The sequence below is a fragment of the Desulfolutivibrio sulfodismutans DSM 3696 genome, assembly GCF_013376455.1.
In the GTDB taxonomy this organism is placed as follows: Bacteria; Desulfobacterota; Desulfovibrionia; order Desulfovibrionales; family Desulfovibrionaceae; genus Desulfolutivibrio; species Desulfolutivibrio sulfodismutans.
Map to the genome: position 1 here is coordinate 1,668,623 of NZ_CP045504.1, position 21,747 is coordinate 1,690,369.

A 21,747-nucleotide genomic window follows, 5' to 3' on the forward strand; every position below is an offset into this window, starting at 1 on the left:
CCGCGCCGGGCGCTCTCTAGAAGAGCGCCGTTATCTGGGCCATGACCTCCGTCTTGGCGAAGCCGCGCAGATTGGGCGCGCCGGAGCGGCACGACCCAACGCAGGTGCCGCAGCCCTTGCACAAAACCTCGTTGACCTTGGCCATCCCCTTTTCGTCCGGGCTGATGGCCCCGTACGGGCAGATCTCCCAGCACAGGCCGCAGCCGGTGCAGCGGGCAGTGTCGATGGAGGCCACCGTGCCCGGTGTGGTGATCTCTTTCTTGGACAGGACCGTGACTGCCCTGGCTGCGGCAGCCTGGGCCTGGGCGATGGATTCCTCCACCGGCTTGGGATAGTGGGCCATGCCGGCCATGAACACGCCGTCTGTTGCGAAGTCCACGGGCCGAAGCTTCTGATGGGCCTCAAAAAGCCAGCCGTCGGAATCCAGCGGGATCTTGAACATCTTGGCCAGGGCCTCGTTGTCGGTGGGCTCGATGGCCGCCGCCAGGCTGACCACGTCGGCGGCGAAGACAAGGTCGATATCCAGGATATGATCCCTGACCGTGACCTCGACCACGGGCCCCTTGGGCTTGACCTTGGGCTTGTTGTCCAGGCTGTAGCGGACAAAGATCACGCCGAGTTTCCGGGCCTTGGCATAGAGCTCCTCCCGGTCGCCGTAGGTGCGCATGTCCCGATAGAGGATGGCCACCCGGCAGTGGGGGTTTTTCTCCTTGAGGGCGATGGCGGACATGACCGCGTGGGTGCAGCACACCCGGGAGCAATACGGTCTGTCCGGCTCCCGGGAGCCCACGCACTGGATGAACACCACGCAGTGCGGCTCGGCGCCCGAGGCCAGGGCCCGTTCAAATTCCAGATGCGTCATGACCCCGGGGTGCTTGCCGTAGGCGTACTCGGTCGGTCTGCTTTCCCGGGCCCCGGTGGCGATGACCGCCGCGCCGTGCTCGATCACCTTCTCGCCTTCGGGCGTGCTCAGGGTGGTCTTGAAGTTGCCGACAAAGCCCTCGGCGACCTTGACCTCGGCCGGGGCATGCACCGTGATCCGGGGATCGGCCGCGATCTTGAACCGAAGCTCGGCCAAGAACGCGGCGATGTCGCCGCCCTTGGCCGTATGGCTTAAGAAGCGGGCGTTGCCGCCCAGTTCGGCCTGCCGCTCCACGATGTGCGTGGGGAAGCCCTGGCGCGCCAGTTCCAGGGCCGCAATCATGCCCGCCACGCCGCCGCCGATGACCAGGGCCACGGGGTTGATGGACAGTTTGGGTTCGGACAGGGGCGCAAGCAGCATGGCCTTGGCCACGGCCATGCGCACCAGATCCTTGGACTTCTCGGTGGCCTTGTCGGGTTCGTGGCCATGCACCCAGGAGGCCTGGTTGCGGATGTTGGCCATCTCGAACAGGTATTTGTTGAGTCCCGCCGCCTCCATGGTCTCCTGGAACAAAGGCTCATGGGTGCGCGGGGTGCAGGCCGCCACCACGATGCGGTTTAAGCCCTTTTCCCGGATGACCTCGGCCATCTTGTCCTGCACGTCCTGGGAACAGGTGAACATGTTGTTGGCCGTAAAGACCACGCCGGGCAGGGTCGCGGCGTATTCGGTCACCGCCTTCACATCCACCACCCCGGCGATGTTCGAGCCGCAGGAGCAGATGAACACGCCCACACGGGGGGGTTCGCCGGCCACGTCCACGGCCGCGACGGACTCGGGCGTTCGCGTCAGGGCGCCGCGCGCCGCAGCCAGATCGCCGCCAGCGCAGCAGGCCGCCGCGCTGGCGGCCACCACCGACTGGGGAATGTCTTTGGGGCCGTCAAAGGCGCCGCAGACGTAGATGCCCTTGCGGCTGGCGGCCACTGGGGTGAAGTCGGAACATATGGCGAAGCGGTGTTTGTCCAGTTCGATGCCCGCGCCCCCGGCCAGAGCCTGGGCGTCCTTGGGAGCCGTCAGTCCCACGGACAGGATCACCATGTCGAAGAGTTCCACGATCTCCTGCCCGGATTCGTCCACATAGCGCACGCTCACGCCCTTGCCTTCGGGGCCAGGCACGAAGGAATGCGGCCTGGCGCGCAAAAAGCGCACTCCCTTGGCCTTGGCGTCCTCGTAGCCGCGCTCGAAGTTCTTGCCGTGGGTGCGCATGTCCATGAAAAAGATCGACTGTTCCAACTTGCCCGAGGAGTGCTCTGCGGACATGACCGCCTGCTTGATGGCGTACATGCAGCAGACGCTGGAGCAATAGCCGTTGTCGCAGGCGTTTTGGGAGCGCGATCCCACGCACTGAAGCCAGGCGATCTTTTTGGGCTCGGCATGGTCCGACGGCCGCGCCAGATGGCCCAGGAAGGGGCCGGAGGCGGAGAGGATGCGTTCGTATTCCAGGCTGGTGACCACGTCCGGGATGGCGGTGTAGGCGAAAGACGCCAGACCGGAGGGATCAAAGGCCGCAAACCCCGGGGCCAGGATGATCGCGCCGACATGGACGTCGATCATCTCTTCCCTGTCATTGAAATTGATGGCCCCGGCCGGACAGTACTTTTCGCAGGCCCGGCATTTGCCCTTCTGGATGTAGATGCAGTTGTCGCCGTCAATGGCGTATTTCAGGGGAACGGTCTGGCCGTAGATGATGTAGGCCGCTTTGCGCATGTCGAGTCCGGCGTTGAACTCGTTTTTCACCTTCTTGGGACACTTCTCCGCGCACAGGCCGCAGGCGATGCACTTCGTGACGTCCACGTAGCGCGGCTTCCGGCGCAGATGCGCGGTAAAGTTCCCCACCTCGCCCGTGACATCCACCAATTCGGTCAGCGTCATGAGCTCGATGTTCATGTGACGCCCGCATTCGACCAGTTTCGGCGAGAGAATGCACATGGCGCAGTCGTTGGTTGGAAAGGTTTTGTCCAACTGGGCCATGGTCCCGCCGATACCCGGGCTTTTCTCCACGAGGTAGACGAGGTAGCCGGAGTTGGCGAGATCAAGCGCCGACTGGATGCCAGCGATGCCTCCTCCGACGACCATCACCGCGCCAACGATGTCCTTGGCTCGATTTAACTCTTTGTTTTCGCTAATCATCAGTCTCAATTCCTCCCCGCGGATTGGTCCGTGTCCGAAGAAAAAACATCCGCATCCGCACAGGCCGCCAAAGGGTGCTTTTTCGTGTGGGCGGCATGTATCGCAAGAATCCGTCATGCGTGGCCGGTTCCTGCGCCAGGGCGCAGGAACCGGCCGTATCCGGCGTGTGTTAGGAGAAGATGATCATCGGCTTGATCACGTTGTCTTCCTTGTTGGCCATGATGCGGAAGCCCTTTTCGATGTCGGCGAAGGGCAGGCGATGCGTGGTCAACTTCGTGGGATCAATGCGTCCGGTCTGGATGAGCCGCAGCAGACGGCCCATGCGCTCGCTGCCGCCGGGGCAAAGCCCGGTGCGGATGGTCTTGTCGGCCATGCCGTAGCCCCATTCGACGCGGGGAATCTTCACGTACTCGCCCTTGCCATGGTAGCCGCAGTTGGAAATCACGCCGCCGGGCCGGGTGGCCTTGACGCAGTTCTCGAAGGTGGCCTGCATGCCCAGACATTCGATGGCGGTGTCCACGCCCTGGCCGCCGGTCAGGCGCTTGATCTCGGCCACGGCGTCGACCTTGCTGAAGTCCACGATCACGTCCGCGCCGTAGTACTTGGCCAACTCCTGCCGCTGGGGCACGCTTTCCACGGCGATGATCAGTCCCGCGCCCAAAAGCCGCGCCCCGGCGGTGGCCATAAGCCCCACCGGGCCCTGGCCGAAGACGGCCACGCTGCCGCCCAGGGGGGTGTTGCCGTGTTCCGCGCCCATAAATCCCGTGGCCATCATGTCCGTGGTGTACAGGGCCGCCTCGTCGGTGACGTCGTCGGGCACCTTGACCAGGTTGGCGATGGCGTCATTGACATGGAAATATTCCGCGAAGGAACCGTCCTTGATGTTGGCGTATTTCCAGCCGCCGCAGGCCTCACCGCACTGGGACGTAAAGCCGCGCAGGCAGTTCTCGCATTTGTAGCACGGGGTGATGGCGTTGACCACACAACGGTCGCCAACCTTGAACCCGGTCACCGCACTGCCGATCTTGTACACGACGCCACCGGCTTCATGTCCCAAGGTGAGATTTTTTCTGTCGCCGATGGCTCCCCCGACGGTGTGTACATCGGAGGTGCAAATGAGCGCGCTTGTCGTCTTGAGAATGACATCATTTGGACCTGGCTCAGGAATGGGCTTGTCGATGATGCCAACCTTTCCAATGCCTAGCATGACGAATGCCTTCATGGATTCCTCCAATGTATTAAAACGGTTAATTAACACCAACGTAAAATAGCAAAACAATATTATACAAAAATCATTATAAACCTTCACTCAATGAAAAATTCTTCATTGTGATGACCATTTCAGACACACTTCATCTTTCTCATCCCATTGCGCGGACACAGTGCAAATTGAAGGCCATCGCCCGGCAAATTCCTCGCCGCCTGGCGAACGAGACCGCCCTCGGCACGAATAACCCTGAAAAATCAAGCTGATAATCGGAAGTAATTCTCCACGTCCCGCCCCGGGGCGGACCCGTCCCCTCCGCAATCCGGCTCGGAGGCGAGTCATAATGACCCCATCGCGCGTCCCGCCTGGGTCATAATGATATGCCCCGCCGGAAACGGGCGGGGACCGGCCTCCGGGCCGATTCGAGGCGGCCGCGCCAAAAGGCCCGGCATCCCTGGAAAGACTCTGGCCTGAGGCCGCCACGCCGGGGTCCGCAGGCCCGGGAAGGCCGGATGGCATCTATCATGCAGAAAAAGGATTGCTCATGAGACGGGGAACGGGGCCGGAGAACGCGGAAAGACGCGGACACGGCTGATTCGGGACGGCCCGCCAGCCATCTGGTCATGGCACATGGCGACGGGCCGTCTTGACTCACTCCACAGCCGGGGGGTATTTGGAAATCCTGGAGTTTTCCCCTTCCGCCTGGCGACGCGTCCGACACTTTCGCCTTTCTCCTTGGAGCAACATGCGTTTTGCAGCAGCGAACCAAACGAAAAGAGGCGTATGGACATTTTCAAATTTGCCGTTCCAGAGCTCATTTTCGGCCGAGGCAGCCTGAAATACACGGGGATATGCGCCAAACGCCTCGGGGCCGCCAAGATATTCGTCGTCTCCGACCCCGGCGTCGAGGCGGCCGGATGGACGCAACAGCTTTTCGAGCTGCTTGGCGAGGAACACCTGGACTACGTCTATTTCAACGATGTGGTCGCCAACCCGCGCGACTATCAGGTGCAGCGGGGGGCCGAGCTGTACAGGAGGGAGGGTGCCGACGTGGTCCTGGCCTTGGGCGGGGGCAGCCCCATGGACGCGGCCAAGGGCATCGCCCTGGTGGTCTCAAACGGCGGAAAGATCCGGGACTACGAAGGGGCCAACCAGGTCAAGCGGCCCCTGCCGCCCATGGTCTTCGTGCCCACGACCATGGGCAGCGAGTCCAACATCTCGCAATTCACGGTCATCTCCGACGTGGAGCGCCGCCTCAAGATGACCCTGATCAGCCGGACCCTGGTTCCGAACATCTCCATCACCGATCCGCTGCTCCTTACGACCATGACCCGCGACTTGGTCATCCCGCCCCTGTTCGATTCCCTGGCCCACGCCGTGGAATCCTACGTGTCGCCCATCGCCAGCCCGTTCACCGAGGTCATGAGCCTGCGCGGCCTGGATCTGCTCATCCGGCATATCCGCAACGCCATAAACACGCTGCACATCGACGACCTGGAGCAGTTGGCCGTGGCCGGTTCCTGGTCGGGCATGGCCTTCACCAACGCCAGCGTGGGTCTGGGGCACGCCCTGGCCCACGCCCTGGGCGGCATGTACGACATTGTGCACGGCATGGCCCACGCCCTGCTCCTGCCCCACGTCATGCGCTACAACCTCGGGGTGAGCCTGAAAAAGATGGCCAAGATCGGGACCATCCTCACCGGCCGGACCCTGGCCGACGACGAAGAGACGGCGCTTTTCGGCATTGAGATGGTGGAGCAGCTGCGCGAGGAGTTCGGCCTGCCGTCACGGCTGCGCGAGATCCTCCCGGACAAGACCAAGCTGCCCCAGGTCAGCCGCAACGCCGTCAACGACATCTGTCTCCTGACGAATCCGCGTCCGGCGACATGGAAGGATATTCTCAACATCTACTACGAGGCATGGTAATGCCGCATCCCACGAGCCTTGACGAAATCATCGGCATCGAATCGATCAAGCTCGGTTTTTTCAAGGAAGTACAACAGACCATCAGCGAGCTCCGGGCTTCCAACATCGAACTCGAGCAGAAGCGCCAGGACATCCAGGCCATCTTAAACGGCATCCCCGACGTGATGGCCGTGCTTACGCTTGACTATGAAATCCTCTCGGTCAACAACGCCTTTCACGAACGCTACCCCGGCGTGAAACCCTGCGGCAAGACCTGCCATCAGATCTTCAAGGGCCAGGGCACGCCCTGCCCGCACTGCTCCCTGACCCAGGCCATGGAGGGCGCGGGCCGGGTCTGCCGCCACCTGGAGCTCATGGTCTTTCATGGCGAAAAAAGGCAGATCGAGTGTACGGCCTCGCTCATGCGCGACGCCCACGGCAACCCCAACCGGGTCATCCTCCTGCAACGCGACGTGACCCTGGAAAAGCAGTACCAGGCGCAATATCTCCAGGCCGAGCGCATGGCCACCATCGGCGTTCTGGCCGAGGGCGTGGCCCATGAGATCAACAACCCCCTCACCAGCATCAGCGGTTTCGCCGAGGCCATGGCCCACCGCATGGAAAAGCTGGCCATGTGTCCGGATCAGGACAGCATTGCCCCGGAATTCATGGAACTCTTCGGGGAATATCTGGAAATCATCCTCAAGGAATGCAACCGGTGCTCGGAGATCGTGCGCAACCTGTTGACCTTCGGGCATCGCGATGTCCGCGCCTATTCCATCGTGGACCTCAACGACGTGGTCCACAACTGTCTGCAACTGCTGCATCCGCGTCTGTCCCGCCTGCCCCGGGGGGTGATCAAGCTGCATCTCTCGGAAAAACAGCCCTACGTCCTGGGGCACCCGGGCGAACTCATGCAGGTCATCCTCAACCTCGTGCTCAACGCCCTGTACGCCGTCATGGAATCCGGGGAGATCGCCATCCACACCGCCGTGGAGGGCCGTCTGGTCCTGCTTCGGGTCATCGACACCGGACACGGCATCCCAAAGGAGATCCTGGACAAACTCTTCGATCCTTTTTTCACGACCAAACCGGCGGGCCAAGGCATAGGCATCGGGCTGTCCACATGCTACAACATCATAAAAAACCATGGCGGCGAGATCTCCGTCGACAGCACCTATACCGAAGGCGCCTGTTTTGAAACCGTCTTGCCGTATTGCGTGGAATGAGGTCGGCCTATGCACGCCCCCGACATCATCAACATCCTTGTGGTGGACGACGAATCCTCCATTTGCAAGCTCATCCAAAAGGAGCTGTCCTCACCGGGCCGCGCCATCACGACCGCCACATCCGCCAGCCAGGCCCTGAAGCTGGCGGCGCAGCACCCCTTCGACGTCATCGTGCTGGATGTCCGCCTGCCGGACGGCAACGGCGTGGATTTGCTGGAATACTTCAGGGAGACCCTGCCCCATGTGGAAGTGATCATGATCACCGGCTATTCCGAGGTCTCAAGCGCCGTGGAGGCTATGAAGATCGGGGCCTACGACTACATCACCAAGCCCTTTTCCCTGGACCGGCTGACCCTGGTCATCGAGCGCGCCTACCAGCGCTCCATGCTGCACAAGGAACTGCACCTTCTGCGGCAAAACAAGGGCAGCGAGCCCTTCTCCCATCTCATCGGCCACTCCACGGCCATTTCGGAGATCCGCTACCTCATCGACAAGGTCGCCCCCACCCTCACCCCGGTGCTCATCACCGGGGAAAGCGGCGTGGGCAAAAACGTGGTGGTCAACGCCCTGCACCGCAGGAGCAACCGGGCCGACAAGCACTTAATCGTCAAGAACTGCGGGGCGTTTAACAAGGAACTGTTGCGCAGCGAACTGTTCGGCTACTGCAAGGGGGCCTTCACCGGCGCGGTCGACTCCCAGGACGGCCTGTTGTCCCTGGCCAACAACGCCTCCCTGTTCTTCGACGAGGTGGGGGAGCTCTCCCTGGAGGTGCAGTCCATGCTCCTGCGCGTCCTGGAGTCCCAGAAGTACCGCCGGGTGGGCGACAAGGAGGAGCGTAGCGCCAATATCCGCTTTTTCTTCGCCACCAACCGCGACCTGCACAAGGAGGTCGAGGCGGGACGCTTCCATGAGGCCTTGTACCACCGCCTCAACGTCTTCCGCATCGAGATTCCGCCCCTGCGCGAGCGCCGGGAGGACATTCCCGTGCTGATGGAGCTTTTTCTCGGGCAGCTCTATCCGGATCGCCCGCCCTACCGGGTGTCCAGCCAGGCCTTGCAGTGCCTGATGTCCTACCATTGGCCGGGCAACGTCCGCGAGCTGCGCAACGTCATCGAACGCGGCATCATCCTGGCCGAGAACGATCTGATCACCCTGAAATGCCTGCCCAACGACATCGCCAAATGCCTGGACGACACGGCCAACGGCCTGCCCTTCCCCACCCTGGAGCAGCACGAGCGGGAGTTCATCGTGCGGGTGCTCGAATACGTGTCCAACAACCGGACCCAGGCGGCCAGCATGCTCGGCATCGGGCGCAAGACCCTGTACCGCAAGATCAAGGAATACGGCCTGGACATGGTCTGCCAGAACGGTCGCCCTGAGGGCGGCGCCGTGGCCGCCGAGAACCGCCCGTCGCGGAAAACAGGTTGCGGCGACGGACCCGGCGTGCCGTGACGATTCCAGGCCCCGGCGGTGCGGTTCTCCCGGCCTGCCCGGGCCTGGCCCCGCCTGTCGTATCCTTGTGACCCGGCCCCCTCGGATCCCAGGGAAATGGCCGGGACGCAGGCCCAGGTCGGCTTGCAGGCGAAAACGCCATGCCGCATGGAAAATCACGCGCAGAACGCCCCCTTGGCATCCTGCGCGTGACGGACGGCGCTTTGCCCGCAGACGGCAACCCGGGCGATGGCCCTGCCCCTACGGCGCGTCGCCCACCCAGCCGGTACGACGATACTCCCGAAGAAACGAGGCCACGCCGAGCCACAGGACGCACAGCACCGGCAGCCCCACCACGATGGAGGCGGTCTGGAGCACGGACAGCGGGCCGTTGATGAACAAAATGCCCGTGGGCAAAAGCCCCAGGGAGATGGCCCAGAACAGCCTGTTCCAGCGGGCGGGCTCCTCATCGGGGGAAAGCGTGCGGGTGGTGGTGGCGGCCAGGGCGAAGGACACCGCATCGAAGGTGGTGGCCATGCATATGGCGGTGACGGCGGCGAACACCAGCTTGTACAGCGCAGGAAACGGGATGAAGTCCGCGATGGCCATGATGGCCGCAGCCCCGCTCCCGGTCGCGACCATATTCACCACGTCGAGTTGTCCCGTGAGCTGCAAATGGAGACCGAAGTCGCCAAATATCATGTAAAAGCAGCCACAGCCCAGGGAGGCCATGAACACCGGCCCCAGGACGACCTGTCGTACCGTCCGCCCCCGGGAAATCTTGGCGATGAAAATGCTCATAAACGGGGCATAGGCGACGAACCAGGCATAATAGAACACGGTCCAGGCCTGGGTGAATCCCTTTTCACCCGCCGGATCGATCCAGGTGGCCATACTGATGAACCGGGAGGCCAGAAGCCCCAGGCAGGATATGCCCATGTCCGTGAGAAACAGCGTCGGCCCGACAAGAAAGACAAAGGCCAAAAGACTCAACGCCAGATAGACGTTTATGTCGGAGAGCCTGCACATGCCCTTTTTCAGGCCCAGGTAGGAGGTGACCGAGAAAATGAGCGTCACCCCGGCCAGGGTGAGGCATTGCAGCGGAAAGGACACGTCCAGCCCGGCCACCGAGGCGATCGCCTCCGCCACAATGGGCACGCCCAGGCCCAGGGCCGTCGCCGACCCAGCCACCAGCCCGGCCATAAACAGGATGTCCACGACCTGGCCGGGCCAGCCGTGCGCCCTCACGCCCAAAAGCTCGGCGCAGACCTGGGAGAGGTTCAGAACCGGCGCCTTTTTCACATAATAGCTGTAGCCGATGGGCACGGCCAGGGTGGCGTAGATGGCCCAGCATATCGGCCCCCAGTGAAACATGCCGTAGGCGCACCCCATCCGGGCGTTCTCCAGCGAACCCACGGCGGCCCCCAGCAGGGAATATTTCATGTAGTACGCCCAGTCGATGGACCCGCCGAACATGATGCCCGCCCCCACCCCGGCGCAAAACAGCATGCCCAGCCAGGAGAACGTGGAGTATTCGATCTTCTCGCCCAGGCGCTTGCGACCAAGCGGCCCAAACGCGAACCACAGAAGGAGCGACAGGGAACCCAGCCCCGAAAGAAGGTAGAGCCAGCCCAGTTGGACCGTCACAAAGCTGAAAAGGCTGTTGATGACCCGCTCCCCGGCCTCGGGGAAGGCCAAAAGCGGGAAACCGCTGGCCAGGACGAGGCCCAGCGTCGCAAAAAAGCACATTTTGCGGATCGGGCTTTTCGCGGCCGGGGAGGCCGCGCCTGGGACGACAACCTGGCTATGTTCAGACTGCGACATGATGCCTCCTCGTCCGCATCCCCGTCATGGCTGCGGACGACCTGTTGCAACGGGGGGGATATGCCCTCGCAGGCCAGGACCGCGGATTCGCCGCCGCGTCGCCCGGCCCCGGCCTCCCGGGACCGGGCGCACCGGTCTGGCCGACGACGGGTTCAGGCCGCGCTTCCCGCCGTGGGGCGGACCTCGTGGCGCGCCAGCAACCGCCGATATTCAAGTTCCGTGTCGATGCCCATAAACGGCCCCACCTCATGGATCTTCACCAGGCGCAACGTCAACCCGGGCATGGCCACCAACGTGCGGACCACGGCGTCTCCGGCGACCTCCAGGGCCTTGGGGAACCAGGCCCGGGGAACGATGACCGGGGCGCCGCGCAGATCCTCCTGGACCGGTGCGATCATGTAGTCGGGCTGCTGGGAGAACGCCCACAGCAGATGGTCGATGGTCCGTCCGGCGAGCAAGGGTTGATCGCCGTGCAGGACCATGCAGCCAGCCGCGTCGTCCATGACGGCCCGCAGCCCGGCCCGAAACGACGCCGCCTGGTCCGCCGACGGCGGCGCAAGGACCGTCTCGCATCCGTCGAGGTCCACAAGGTCCACCAGACCGGAGTCCCGTTGCAGGACCACGGACACCCGGGCAAGGCCCGAGCCGCGCGCGGCGTTGACGACATGCTGGAGCAGGGGAAGGCCCCGGAAGGGCAGGCTGAGTTTGTCCCTGCCCATCCGGGCGGATCGCCCTGCCGCGAGGATGATGCCATGAACGGGGATCATGCGCTGGTTCATAGGGATACGGTCCTTGGCGCTGCCGTGCGGCGTGCTTACGCCCGTCATGGCGTCGCCTGCTTTGCGCGTTCCTGCGGCCATGGCCCGCCCGGCGCTCCGGTTACGGGCCATGGCCGCCTCCATGGTCAGATACAGGCCAGCAGGGTGTCGGCCACAATGGTCCTGGCCATGGGCACCTTGAAGGCGTTCATCAATAGCGGTTTGGCCTGGGCCACGGCCAACTCCCCGGCCTCGCCAGCCGTTTCGGCGTTCAAGGCGCGCCCCAGCAGGGCGGCCTCGGAGGCGTCGCAACGGCGCGGGTTGTTGTGTACGCCGTTGAGGCAGATGCGCGCGGCGGTCACCACGCCATCCAGGCAGGTCACGGCTGCGGCGCAATTGACCAGGGCGAAGTCGATGGACTTGCGGACGGCGATTTTTTGAAACGCGCTTTTCCCTCCCGGCCCCTGGGTCGGTACGAACACCCCGGTGACGATCTCGTCGCCCTCAAGCACCGTGGACGGCGCCCCACGCTCCGCAGAAAAGAACCCGTCGATGGGGATGGCCCTTTTGTTGGTCTGAACCACGGCGTCCAGGGCCACCAGGGCCGGGGCCGTGTCGCTGGGGTTGACGGCCACGCATTTTTTCACCGCGCCGAAGATGGAATGGTAGCGGTGGTCGCCGGTCACGGCCAGACAGCGCGTGCCGCCCTTGCGCACGCAGTCGATGCGCCCGCCGAGCTTGTGCGGATACCGGTAGTACCAGCAGCGGTTCTCCTGGCAGATGTTCCCGGCGATGGTGCCGATGTTGCGCAGAAGGGGCGAGGCGGTCCGTCTGGCCGCCTCGGCCAGTCCCGGCCATCCCTCCCGGACGACGGCGGACTCGGCCACCTCGGTCAGGGTGGCCAGGGCGCCGATGTGCAGCCCGTCGGCATCGGCTCGGATTTCCCTGAGTCCCGGGATGGTCTTGAGGTTGATCACGGCCTTGGGGTAGCGCATCCACAGGTTGTCCTTCAGGCCGCCCACAAGGTCGCTGCCTCCGGCGATGACCCGGGCCGCGCCCTGGTATTCCTTCAGCAGGAACACGGCCTCCTCGATGGTGGCCGGGTCGATGTGCGTGAACCGTTTCATGCGTTTTTCCTCCCTTTGGCCTGGATCTTGCCCAGTCCGGCGAGGATTCTGGCCGGGGTGAAGGGCGTCTCGATGAGCCGGACGCCGGTGGCGTTGTAGATGGCGTTGGAGAACGCGGCCAGGGTCGGGCAGGCGGCGCCCTCGCCGCAGGCGGTGGCCCCGAACGGGTGCGACCGGTCCCCGGGAATTTCGAGGACGAACGGCTCCACGACGCAGTCCATGCTGGTGGCGTGCTTGTAATCGATGAAGTTGGGATTGAGCAGCCAGCCGTGGCGCGGGTCCACGATGCACTCGTCGCCCAACACCGCGTGCTCCACCCCATGGCGGGCGGTCAGCAGCTGGCCCTCCACGATCTTGGGATGCAGGGCCCGGCCCACGTTTTGGACCATGGTCACCCGGACGTTGCTCACCATGCCGGTCTCGGTGTCCACGTCCAGGGAGATGAACTGGGCGCCCTTTTCCTTGGGGATGTAGAGTTCGTCCTTGCGGCCGTCCCGCAGGCAGTTGGGATGGGGCGAGTCGTTGACGTAGGCCCCGATGATCTCGTGCCGCCCGCCGTAATGCCCGATGGGGCCGAAGGCCTCCTTGAAGGTGAGGCCCTTGTCCGGGGCGGCGATGCAACGGATGCCGCCTTCCCCGATCTCCAATTCCTCCGGCGTGGTTCCCAGCTTGTCCGCCGCCAGGCGCAGGAGCTGGCGCTTGGCGTCCATGGCCGCCTCGAAGGTGGCCCAGCCCTGAATCCAGGTGCCGCAGCTGTTGGACACCAGGGTGGCGAAGGGGGTGGAATCCGTGTCGTGGCACACCAGCCCGACCTTGGAGTACGGCAGGCCCAAAACCTCGGCCACGATCTGGCATTGCACGGTGTGCTGCCCCTGGCCGATGTCGGCGATGGCGCAGACCAGGGCGGCCGTGCCGTCGGGGAAGATCTTCACCATGGCCTCGCTGGAGTTGCCCGGGCCGGGACGCCCGGCCCCCATGGCGAAGATGGCCACGCCCATGCCGTGGCGGATGCGTCCGGTCTTGTGGCGGGGATGCCGCCAGTTGTTTTTCCAGTCCAGATGCCTGGCCCCCACATCAAGGCACTCCTCGATGCCCGAGGAAGAGATGTAGGCGGACTTGTAGGTCAGGGGATCCCAGCCCGCGTCGATGTCGCCGGTGCGCATGCAGTTCATCTTGCGCAGCGTCAGCGGGTCGATGCCGAGCCTCTCCGCCGCGATGTCCATGGTGGTCTCCACGGCGAAGATGCCCTCGGGTGCGCCGTAGCCCTGCCAGCCCACCGAGGCGAACCGGTTGGTGTACACGTAGCGGATCTTCCCGCGCAGATGCTCGCAGTTACGGGAGTACAGCACCGCGCCCGTGGCCAGCATGGCGTTTTTCGGGGGATATTTGTCGCCGCTGGCCCCGACCTCCTGCCAGTGGGAGAAGTCCATGGCGGTCAGGACGCCTTCCTTGGTGAACCCGATCTTCACGTCGGTGATGGTGCCGCGCGACCAGCCGCACAGCATCTCCTCCTCGCGGGAGTAGCCGCAGTGCACGGGCAGGTGCAGGGCCAGGCTGGCCATGCCGGCGATGGCCAGATAATGGGACGGCATGTTGGGGTTGAGCACGTCGGCGTTTTTTCCGCCGAAGCTGGACCCGGTGAAGGGCGACACGAGGTTGACCTTGTCCGAACCGACGCCAAGGGCCTGGGCCAGGCAGTACTTTTCGTCGTGCAGCCCCTGGGAATGGGTGTACATCTGGAGTTTGACGCCGTCGAAATGGGCGGTGCAGCCCCTGGGCTCCATGGCTGGGGACTTGCAGTAGGCGTAGCGAAAGCCGGTCTGCTCCACCACGACCTCGGCCTCGGCGAATCCCTTTTCGATGTCGCCGAACCCGTTGTAGTCGGAAGGGGTCTTGGTCTTGAAAAGCCGCGTATGGGGATCGCGGTCGCTCAAAAAGGCGTGGAACTCCCAGTCATGGCAATTGTCCTCGCCCTCGAAGGCCTGGGGCGCGCCCGGCGCGATGGCCTCCTTCAGGTCCAGGACAAAGGGCTTTTTGACGTACTCCACGCGGATCAGCTCCAGGGCCTCCTCGGCGATCTCCTCGTCGTCGGCCACGACCGCCGCCACCAGATCGCCCACGTAATGCAGGGCCGTGCGGAAGATCCCGGGATAGTTTTTGTGGGTCATGACCAGCCGGACGCCCGGCAGGGCCTCGGCCTGGGAAACGTCCATGTTCGCGATCCCGGCGGCCGGGTAGGGGCAGCGCAGGATCCGGGTCTGCAGCAGGTTTTTGAAGGCAAAGTCCGCGTAGTACCGGGCCTGGCCCGTGACCCGGGGGCGGCCGTCCTTTTGGCGCACGGATTTTCCCACCGTCGTGGTGTCAGCCATGGCTGGCCTCCTTCGCCATCTTCCTGGCCGCGCTTTTGACGGCGGCGATGATGTGCTCGTAGTTGCTGCAGATGCACAGATTCCCGCCCAGGGCCTCCTTGATCTGCTCCTCGTCGGGATCGGGGTTCTTTGCCAGCAGGCCGAGGGCGGACATGATCATGCCCGGGGAACAGAAGCCGCACTGGGCGCCGTATTCCTCAAGCCAGGCCTCCTGGATGGGATGCAGCACCCCGTTTTTGGACAATCCTTCGATGGTGACGATGCTTTTGCCCTCCTGTTCCACGGCCAGGATCATGCAGGAGGGGGTGGCCACGCCGTCGACCAGCACGGTGCAGGCCCCGCAGGCCCCCTCGCCGCAGGCCTCCTTGGCCCCGGTCAGGCCGAATTCCCGACGCAGAACCCTGGAAAGGGTCCAGTGGGGTTGCACCCGCAGCGCGCGGGTCTCCCCGTTCACCGTCAGGCGGATGTTCGGGGTCGCAGGTTCTTCGCTTTTCATGTCTCATTCCTTGATGTGTCGTTTATGCCGACAGGCGGCGGGAAAAAACGTCAATTGGCCTCGGCGGCCGCAAGCCGTTTTTTCTCGGGACGGCTGGACCAGATGATGCCGCCGACGATCAGGATGCCGCTTATGAGCTGCACCACGCCGATGGCCTCGCCGAGGAAGAAATATCCAAAGACGCCGCTCAAAAGGGGCATGCTGTAATAGATCATGCCGGCGCGGGTGGGCCCGGCCTTTTCCAGGGACAGGTTCCACAGCCACCAGGCGATGAGCGAATTGCCCACGCCGGTGTAGATGATGCTGAAGATCACCACGCCGCTGAACTCGATATGGACGTCGGGCTTGGACCACTCCCATCCCAGAAAGGGCAGGAGCATGAGCAACCCGAAAAACACCATCAGGGTCAGGATGGTGCTTTGCGACAGCCCGTCCGGGATCTTGCGCAACACCATGCTGTACACGGCGAAGCCGATGGCGGCGGCCAGCATGAGGATGTCGCCCACCGCAAACTGCATGCCCAGGACACGGCTCAATTGCCCTTCGGCCACCAGATAGATCGAGCCGATCAGGGCGATGGTGCAGCCGATCCAGGTGTTCACCGGCTGCTTTTCACCCAGCATGGCGGAGATGATGACGATGAAAATGGGAGTGGTGACGGATATGAGCGACAGATTGAGGGCCGAGGTGCTGGCCGCCGCAAGGTAGCACAAGGGGTTGAACAGGGTGACCGCAGTGAGTCCCGCCACCAGAATCGGGATCATGAATTTCTTGGCGACGGGCCATTCCTTTTTCAGCTTGGGCAACGCGAAACAGCACAGGATCAGCAACGCGACGAGCCATCGAAGCGCACCAAGGGTCATGGGCGGAATCTTTCCAACGGCCAGCCGCGCCACAACGTAGTTTCCAGACCAGAGCATGGTGGTCATCAAGGCGTAGAAGCTGCCCATGAAAATTGGATCCTTGAACATACGCCCCCCTTGAAACAAAGATGTTTGTCCTTATGTTTTCCTTACAACGCACCGCATGACGGATGTCCCTGCACAAAGCGTATTCTGGCGAGGCAACGCCATTTCCCGTCCACTTTGTCTTCGACAAAGTTTTGTTGCATCCAGATTTCTGTCTCCTCCTCCTTTTATACGGCGTATGCCGCATCATCTCCGCTTGACATGGGGATATCCTGTTATGAGCAACAGATGTGCCAACACCCATAGGCACCTGAAAAATGAAATTTCTCTTTCTATGTCGGGCTGTTACAAAAATATGGCGGAGGCCGTGCCGGATTCCGGAAAAGGCGTGTGAGTCGTTTTCGACTCATCCTCGTGGAATTCCGTCAGCGGTCTGCTCTTGAGGGTATGAGTCGTTTTCGACTCATTGAGTTGGTTTCACTTCAAACGGGAGGCGTATTTCTTGATCAGGCGGGAGGCGCGGGTCTGGCTGATGCCCAGGGAGGCGGCCACCTTGCGCGTGCTGCCGTGGATGGCGTGGGCGTCCAGCACCAGCTTGCGTTCCATGGCGGCCAGGGACTCGTCCAGCGCCCCCCCGCCCATGACCGACGACACGGCCTGGGCCGAGGTGGCGTAGATCGATGCGGGGAGGTGGTCGACGGTGATTACCTCGGCGTCCACGGTGACCACCAGGCGTTCCACCAGATGGGCCAGTTCCCGGATGTTTCCGGGCCAGGAATACTGGCACAAAAGGGTCTGGGCGTCGCTGGACAGACGGCAGCTTCTGCCATGCTGCTTGCCGAAGCGGTTCAGGAAGTGGGACAGAAGCGGCACGATATCGCGCCGCCGTTCCCGCAGGGGCGGAATGAGGATGTCGAAGACATTGAGCCGGAAGAAGAGATCCTGGCGGAACGCCCCGCTATGGACCATGTGTTCCAGATTCTTGTTGGACGCGGCCAGGATGCGCACGTTCGCCGTGACCGTCTGGGAGCTGCCCACGGGACGGTATTCGCGCTCCTGGACCGCGTGCAGGATCTTGGGCTGCATGGAGAGGGGCAATTCGGATATTTCGTCCAAAAACAGCGTGCCGCCCTCGGCCTTGGCGAAAAGCCCCCCCCGTTTTTGCACCGCCCCGGAAAACGCCCCGCGCACATGCCCGAAAAGCTCGGATTCGAACAAATGCTGGGGGATGGCGGCGCAGTTGACCACCACAAAGGGCTTCTCGGCCCGCTTGCCCGTGGAGTGGATGTATTTCGCCAAAAGGCTCTTGCCGCAACCGGATTCGCCCAGGAGCAGACAGGGGGAGCTGATGTCGGCCACCTTGCGGGCCGACTCGACGGCGATCTCCATGAGCCGACTGTGATACACAAGGTCGCTCGGCGGGGCGTTCTCAATGACGTCCTGCTCTGTCGTCAGCTCATCGCGACAGGGGATTTTCCCTTCATGGTAGTTGTCGCGAATGCTGAACAGGACGTATTCCACATTTCCATTCGGGTCCAAAACCGGCGTTGCGATGCTCAATATGTCAAGGCCAAGATACGTTTTCTGCTCCTGCTTCACCGGGCACTTATACTTGTACACCGCAGGCAATACGGAACGGTCCCAGGCGCGGTGTTTCTTGACGACCTCCCAAAACGGCAACCCGATCATCTCGGCCTGCGTAAATCCATAGTGCCGTTCACAGGCCTTGTTTACGTACAACATGCGGTAGTTGTTGTCGTAAATGATGATTTCATCATGGAGGTTGTCGATAAGCCGCACGAAGGTGGAAAAGTCCATCCCGAAAATTTCTGTTTTGTCCATGAAACGCTCCATCCCTGCTTCGATCCTACGGCTGACGCCTCTCTCTTGTCGTGTTCCGGGGAATGATCCGGGGGTATACCCTTTACGCCACCTTGTTTCCAGCCCGCAGACGGCGCCCTTTCGGCCGGAGTCCCGGGCCGGGGAGCCTTACCCGCCCCCTGCGGCGGCCGTGTTCGCCGCCTGCCACAGCAGGCCGAACCCGGCCACCGTCAGAAGCGTAAACACCACCCGGCGAAAGGCGGGCTCGGAGATGCGGCCGCACAGGGTTGCGCCTGCGGCCAGTCCCAGGCCAAGCGCCGGCAGCGACAGGCCGAAAAGCCAAAGCACCCGGGGGGTCACAAGCCCCGCCACCCACTGCGACCCTACGATGCCCACCCCGGCGGCCAGGAAATAGCCCGCCAGGGTGGCCCGCAGCACGTCGCGGCCGACAAGACGCCGCGAGGCCCAGGCCACGACGGGAGGCCCGTTCACGCCGATGGCCACCCCCAGAACCCCGGCCACGATCCCCGTGGCCACCCCGCCCGGCAGGGCCGCACCGACGATGGAGGGCGTCTCCCGCCCGGCCGTGGCGACGCCCCGTGCCCCGCACCAGACCAGATAGGCCCCAAGAAGCCCTTTGAGCAGGGCCTCGGGCGCATCCCACAGCATCCACGCCCCCAGGGCCATGCCCGGGACCGAGGCCAGAAGCAGCACCACAAGCTCGCGCCAGGCCACCCGGCCGCGAAGCCGGGCCATGAGGCAGACGTTGATGCCAAGGGCCATGAGGCAGCCAAGCGGCGTGGCCGTCCGGGCCTCCAGGACCGCCCCGAGCACGGGCAGGGCCACCAGCGTGGACCCGAATCCGGCCAATCCCTGGGTGAATCCGGCCAATCCGGCGGCCGCCCCCACACATCCCGCCAGTAGAACTTCCATGGCCCCTCTCCACGCGACGTCCGACGCGTCATCCGTCGGCTGTCTTTTTAAATTTCACTTGCTCGAATTGACGATTTTCCTTGAAGGGAAGGATATCCAGGGTTACAGGCAGTCACAAACGGATTGATTTGCATTTTGAATTCAAAAAAATCGAACTATGCCTGAAACCCTTCTCCTGCGCACCTTTCTGGCCGTGGCCGCCGAGTTGTCCTTCCGTCAGGCGGCCCAGGCCCTCCACGTTGCGCCCTCCACCGTGACCAGCCGCATCAAGGCCCTGGAAGAGGAACTGGGGGTGAAGCTCTTTGCCCGCCGCTGCCGCCGGGTGGTGTTGACGCCGGAGGGGGACCGGCTTTTCTGGCATGCCGCGCGCCTGACGGAACTTGCGGCCCGAACCCGCCAGGTGGTGTGCGGCGAGGAGGAAGGCCCCGAGGTGCGCCTGCGGGTGTCCGAAACCCTCGGCGCGTACTGCCTGCCCACGGTGCTGCGCCAATTCAAGGCCGCGTTTCCTGCGGCCAGGGTCCATCTGGCCACCACCTCCCGCCAGGGCACGGCGCACGACCTGCGCCGGGGGACCGTGGACGCGGCGCTGCTGCTTGGCGAGCCGTTCGCCGCCCCGGGCCTTGCGGTGGAGAGCCTTTGGCGGGAACCCCTGGTGGTCTTCACGGCCCCGAACGGCCCCCTGGCGGACAGGGAATGCGTGGGGCCCGACGACCTGGAGGGCGTCCCCCTGGTGCTGACGCGCCATGTCTGGAGCGCCCGGGCGGCGATGGAGCGGGCCTTGGCCGGAGAGGGCGCGGGCACGGCGGGGCTTGTGGAATGCGCCAGCGCCGGGATCGTCAAACGCTGCGTCCTGGCCGGGCTCGGGGTGTCGGTCGCCCCGCATTTTTTTGTGGCCGGGGAGGCGCGCCGGGGCCGTATCAGGATCCTGGCCTGGAGCGGCGAGCCCCTGGCGGCCACGGTTCTTCTGGCCCGGGACCGGACCAGGACGCCGCCAACGGCGGTGGCCTTGCTTTTGCGCTTGCTGCGGAACTTTTTTGCCGATATGCGGGAAACGCGTCACGGCCTGGACACCCCTCTTGCCATCAGCCCAAATATCGACTAAGCATCCCTGTTCCCCATCTCACACATCCCGGAGCGGCCCCGGGTGCCCCGGGCGCGAATGCGCCGGAGGTTGACGGGCTTGGACCGGGGTGGAGGAAAAAAACCAAGGAGATCGACACCATGGCCTATGTCAGCATGAAGCAGCTCCTGGAGACCGGCGTCCATTTCGGTCACCAGACCCGGCGTTGGAACCCCAAGATGCGCCCCTACATCTTCGGCGCCAGAAACGGCATCCATATCATCGACCTGCAGCAGACCGTCAAAATGTACCAGAAGGCCCACGATTTCATCGTGGACATCATCGCCCAGGGCGGCAAGCTCATCTTCGTGGGCACCAAGCGGCAGGCCCAGGAGTCGGTCAAGAAGGAAGCCGAGCGCGCCGGGCAGTATTTCGTCACCAACCGTTGGATGGGCGGCATGCTCACCAACTTCCAGACCATCAAAAAGAGCATCGAGCGCTTAAAGACCCTGGAACGCATGTTCGAGGACGGTTCCATCAGCCGCTTTCCCAAAAAGGAAATCGTGATGATGAACCGTGAGGTCACCAAGCTCAACCTGACCCTTGGCGGCATCAAGGACATGGACGGCCTGCCCCAGGCCGCCTTCGTCATCGACCCCAAGCGCGAGGAGATCGCCGTGCAGGAATGCCGCAAGCTCGGCATCCCGGTCATCGGCGTGGTGGACACCAACTGCGACCCGGACCTGATCGACTACATCATTCCGGGCAACGACGACGCCATCCGGGCCATCAAGCTTTTTGCCGCTTCCATCGCCGAGGCCTGCATGGAAGGCGATGCCATGCACAAGGAGCGCGGCCTGGCCGAGAAGGCCGCCAAGGCCGCCCCCAAGGCCGCTGAAAAGCCCGAGGAAGAGGCCCCTGCCACGACAGCAACCAGCGAGGAGGACGCGTAACATGGCTGAGATATCCGCCCAGGCGGTCAAAACCCTGCGCGACAAGACCGGCGCGGGCATGATGGATTGCAAAAAGGCCCTGCAGGAATGCGGCGGCGTCGAGGACAAGGCCATTTCCTGGCTGCGCGAAAAGGGTCTGTCCAAGGCCCAGAAGCGCGCCGGACGGGCCACCACCGAAGGCGTCGTGGGTTCCTACATCCACTCCACCGGAAAGATCGGCGTCATGGTCGAGGTCAAGTGCGAGACCGACTTCGTGGCCCGCTCCGAGCGTTTCCAGGAATTCGCCAAGAACGTGGCCATGCAGATCGCCGCCGCCAACCCCGTGTGCCTGGGCCCGGACGAAGTCCCGGCCGACCTGTTGGCCAAGGAGCGCGAGATCTACAAGAACCAGGCCATGGCCGAGGGCAAGCCCGAACAAATCGCGGAGAAGATCGTCGATGGCCGGGTGAAAAAGTACTACAAGGAAGTCTGCCTGCTGGAGCAGCCGTTCATCAAGGACGACAAGGTCTCCATCCAGGATCTTTTGAACGAGCTGGTGGGCGTGTTGGGCGAAAACGTCCAGATCGGCCGCTTCTGCCGTTTCGCCCTGGGCGAAAACGCCCAGTAGTCGCATATGTGACACGAAAAAACGGGCCGCAAGGCCCGTTTTTTTTGGCGGGAGCGCCTCGCCCCCACGC

Annotated in this window: 16 protein-coding genes; 6 read left to right on the plus strand and 10 right to left on the minus strand. The window is 63.4% G+C overall.

The genetic code is table 11. From position 1 onward, the window contains the following. Positions 1–16 precede the first annotated feature (16 nt). Both GD606_RS07955 and GD606_RS07960 read right to left on the minus strand, forming a co-directional pair. The gene (locus GD606_RS07955) at positions 17–3,049 is read right to left on the minus strand and encodes an FAD-dependent oxidoreductase (protein WP_163300489.1); all 3,033 of its coding nucleotides are present in this window, start codon (positions 3,047–3,049) and stop codon (positions 17–19) included. Positions 3,050–3,218: 169 nt separating this feature from the next. Further along, on the minus strand, positions 3,219–4,271 hold the full coding sequence (locus tag GD606_RS07960; protein WP_163300488.1) for an NAD(P)-dependent alcohol dehydrogenase: 1,053 nt from the start codon (positions 4,269–4,271) through the stop codon (positions 3,219–3,221). A gap of 768 nt (positions 4,272–5,039) precedes the next feature. Here GD606_RS07960 and GD606_RS07965 point away from each other — a divergent pair. Genes GD606_RS07965 through GD606_RS07975 form a run of 3 tightly spaced genes read left to right on the plus strand, consistent with a single transcriptional unit; the run spans position 5,040 to position 8,842 of the window. Further along, positions 5,040–6,182: an iron-containing alcohol dehydrogenase gene (locus tag GD606_RS07965; RefSeq protein ID WP_163300487.1), complete on the plus strand. Its 1,143-nt coding sequence runs from the start codon at positions 5,040–5,042 to the stop codon at positions 6,180–6,182. Next, complete coding sequence (locus GD606_RS07970) at positions 6,182–7,390, plus strand: two-component system sensor histidine kinase NtrB (RefSeq protein WP_163300486.1); 1,209 nt, start codon at positions 6,182–6,184, stop codon at positions 7,388–7,390. Before GD606_RS07965 ends, GD606_RS07970 begins: the two co-directional genes overlap by 1 nt. A gap of 9 nt (positions 7,391–7,399) precedes the next feature. Next, positions 7,400–8,842 (plus strand): sigma-54-dependent transcriptional regulator, encoded by a 1,443-nt coding sequence (locus GD606_RS07975; protein WP_163300485.1) that lies wholly within the window; start codon positions 7,400–7,402, stop codon positions 8,840–8,842. 240 nt (positions 8,843–9,082) lie between these two features. Here the strand turns inward: GD606_RS07975 and GD606_RS07980 are convergent, their stop codons facing one another. The 8 genes from GD606_RS07980 to GD606_RS08015 all read right to left on the minus strand — a co-directional run bounded on the left by GD606_RS07980 (position 9,083) and on the right by GD606_RS08015 (position 19,057). Continuing rightward, positions 9,083–10,645: a BCCT family transporter gene (locus tag GD606_RS07980; protein WP_163300484.1), complete on the minus strand. Its 1,563-nt coding sequence runs from the start codon at positions 10,643–10,645 to the stop codon at positions 9,083–9,085. A 152-nt stretch (positions 10,646–10,797) separates the two neighbouring features. Beyond that, positions 10,798–11,535: a nucleotidyltransferase family protein gene (locus GD606_RS07985; RefSeq protein WP_163300483.1), complete on the minus strand. Its 738-nt coding sequence runs from the start codon at positions 11,533–11,535 to the stop codon at positions 10,798–10,800. A gap of 14 nt (positions 11,536–11,549) precedes the next feature. Beyond that, a complete protein-coding gene (locus GD606_RS07990) occupies positions 11,550–12,530 on the minus strand; it encodes an FAD binding domain-containing protein (RefSeq protein ID WP_163300482.1) in 981 nt (326 codons plus the stop codon). Continuing rightward, positions 12,527–14,899, minus strand: coding sequence for a xanthine dehydrogenase family protein molybdopterin-binding subunit (locus tag GD606_RS07995; protein ID WP_163300481.1), 2,373 nt, complete (start codon positions 14,897–14,899; stop codon positions 12,527–12,529). The genes GD606_RS07990 and GD606_RS07995 overlap by 4 nt, the downstream gene beginning before the upstream one ends. Next, positions 14,892–15,395 (minus strand): (2Fe-2S)-binding protein, encoded by a 504-nt coding sequence (locus GD606_RS08000; protein WP_163300480.1) that lies wholly within the window; start codon positions 15,393–15,395, stop codon positions 14,892–14,894. Before GD606_RS08000 ends, GD606_RS07995 begins: the two co-directional genes overlap by 8 nt. A 50-nt stretch (positions 15,396–15,445) precedes the next feature. Next, the gene (locus GD606_RS08005; protein WP_163300479.1) at positions 15,446–16,366 is read right to left on the minus strand and encodes a DMT family transporter; all 921 of its coding nucleotides are present in this window, start codon (positions 16,364–16,366) and stop codon (positions 15,446–15,448) included. A 414-nt stretch (positions 16,367–16,780) separates the two neighbouring features. Beyond that, positions 16,781–18,145, minus strand: a complete 1,365-nt coding sequence (locus tag GD606_RS08010; protein ID WP_163300478.1) for a sigma-54 interaction domain-containing protein — start codon at positions 18,143–18,145, stop codon at positions 16,781–16,783. Between the two features lie 147 nt (positions 18,146–18,292). Further along, positions 18,293–19,057 (minus strand): sulfite exporter TauE/SafE family protein, encoded by a 765-nt coding sequence (locus GD606_RS08015; protein WP_163300477.1) that lies wholly within the window; start codon positions 19,055–19,057, stop codon positions 18,293–18,295. 157 nt (positions 19,058–19,214) lie between these two features. Here GD606_RS08015 and GD606_RS08020 point away from each other — a divergent pair, with 157 nt between their 5' ends. From GD606_RS08020 to tsf, 3 genes are all read left to right on the plus strand, one after another. Next, positions 19,215–20,159 carry a LysR family transcriptional regulator gene (locus GD606_RS08020; RefSeq protein ID WP_163300476.1) on the plus strand — a complete coding sequence of 315 codons (945 nt, stop codon included), beginning with the start codon at positions 19,215–19,217 and terminating at the stop codon, positions 20,157–20,159. 119 nt (positions 20,160–20,278) lie between these two features. Next, positions 20,279–21,070, plus strand: coding sequence for a 30S ribosomal protein S2 (gene rpsB, locus GD606_RS08025; RefSeq protein ID WP_163300475.1), 792 nt, complete (start codon positions 20,279–20,281; stop codon positions 21,068–21,070). Between the two features lies 1 nt (position 21,071). Further along, the gene (tsf, locus tag GD606_RS08030) at positions 21,072–21,677 is read left to right on the plus strand and encodes a translation elongation factor Ts (RefSeq protein WP_163300474.1); all 606 of its coding nucleotides are present in this window, start codon (positions 21,072–21,074) and stop codon (positions 21,675–21,677) included. Positions 21,678–21,747: the final 70 nt, after the last annotated feature.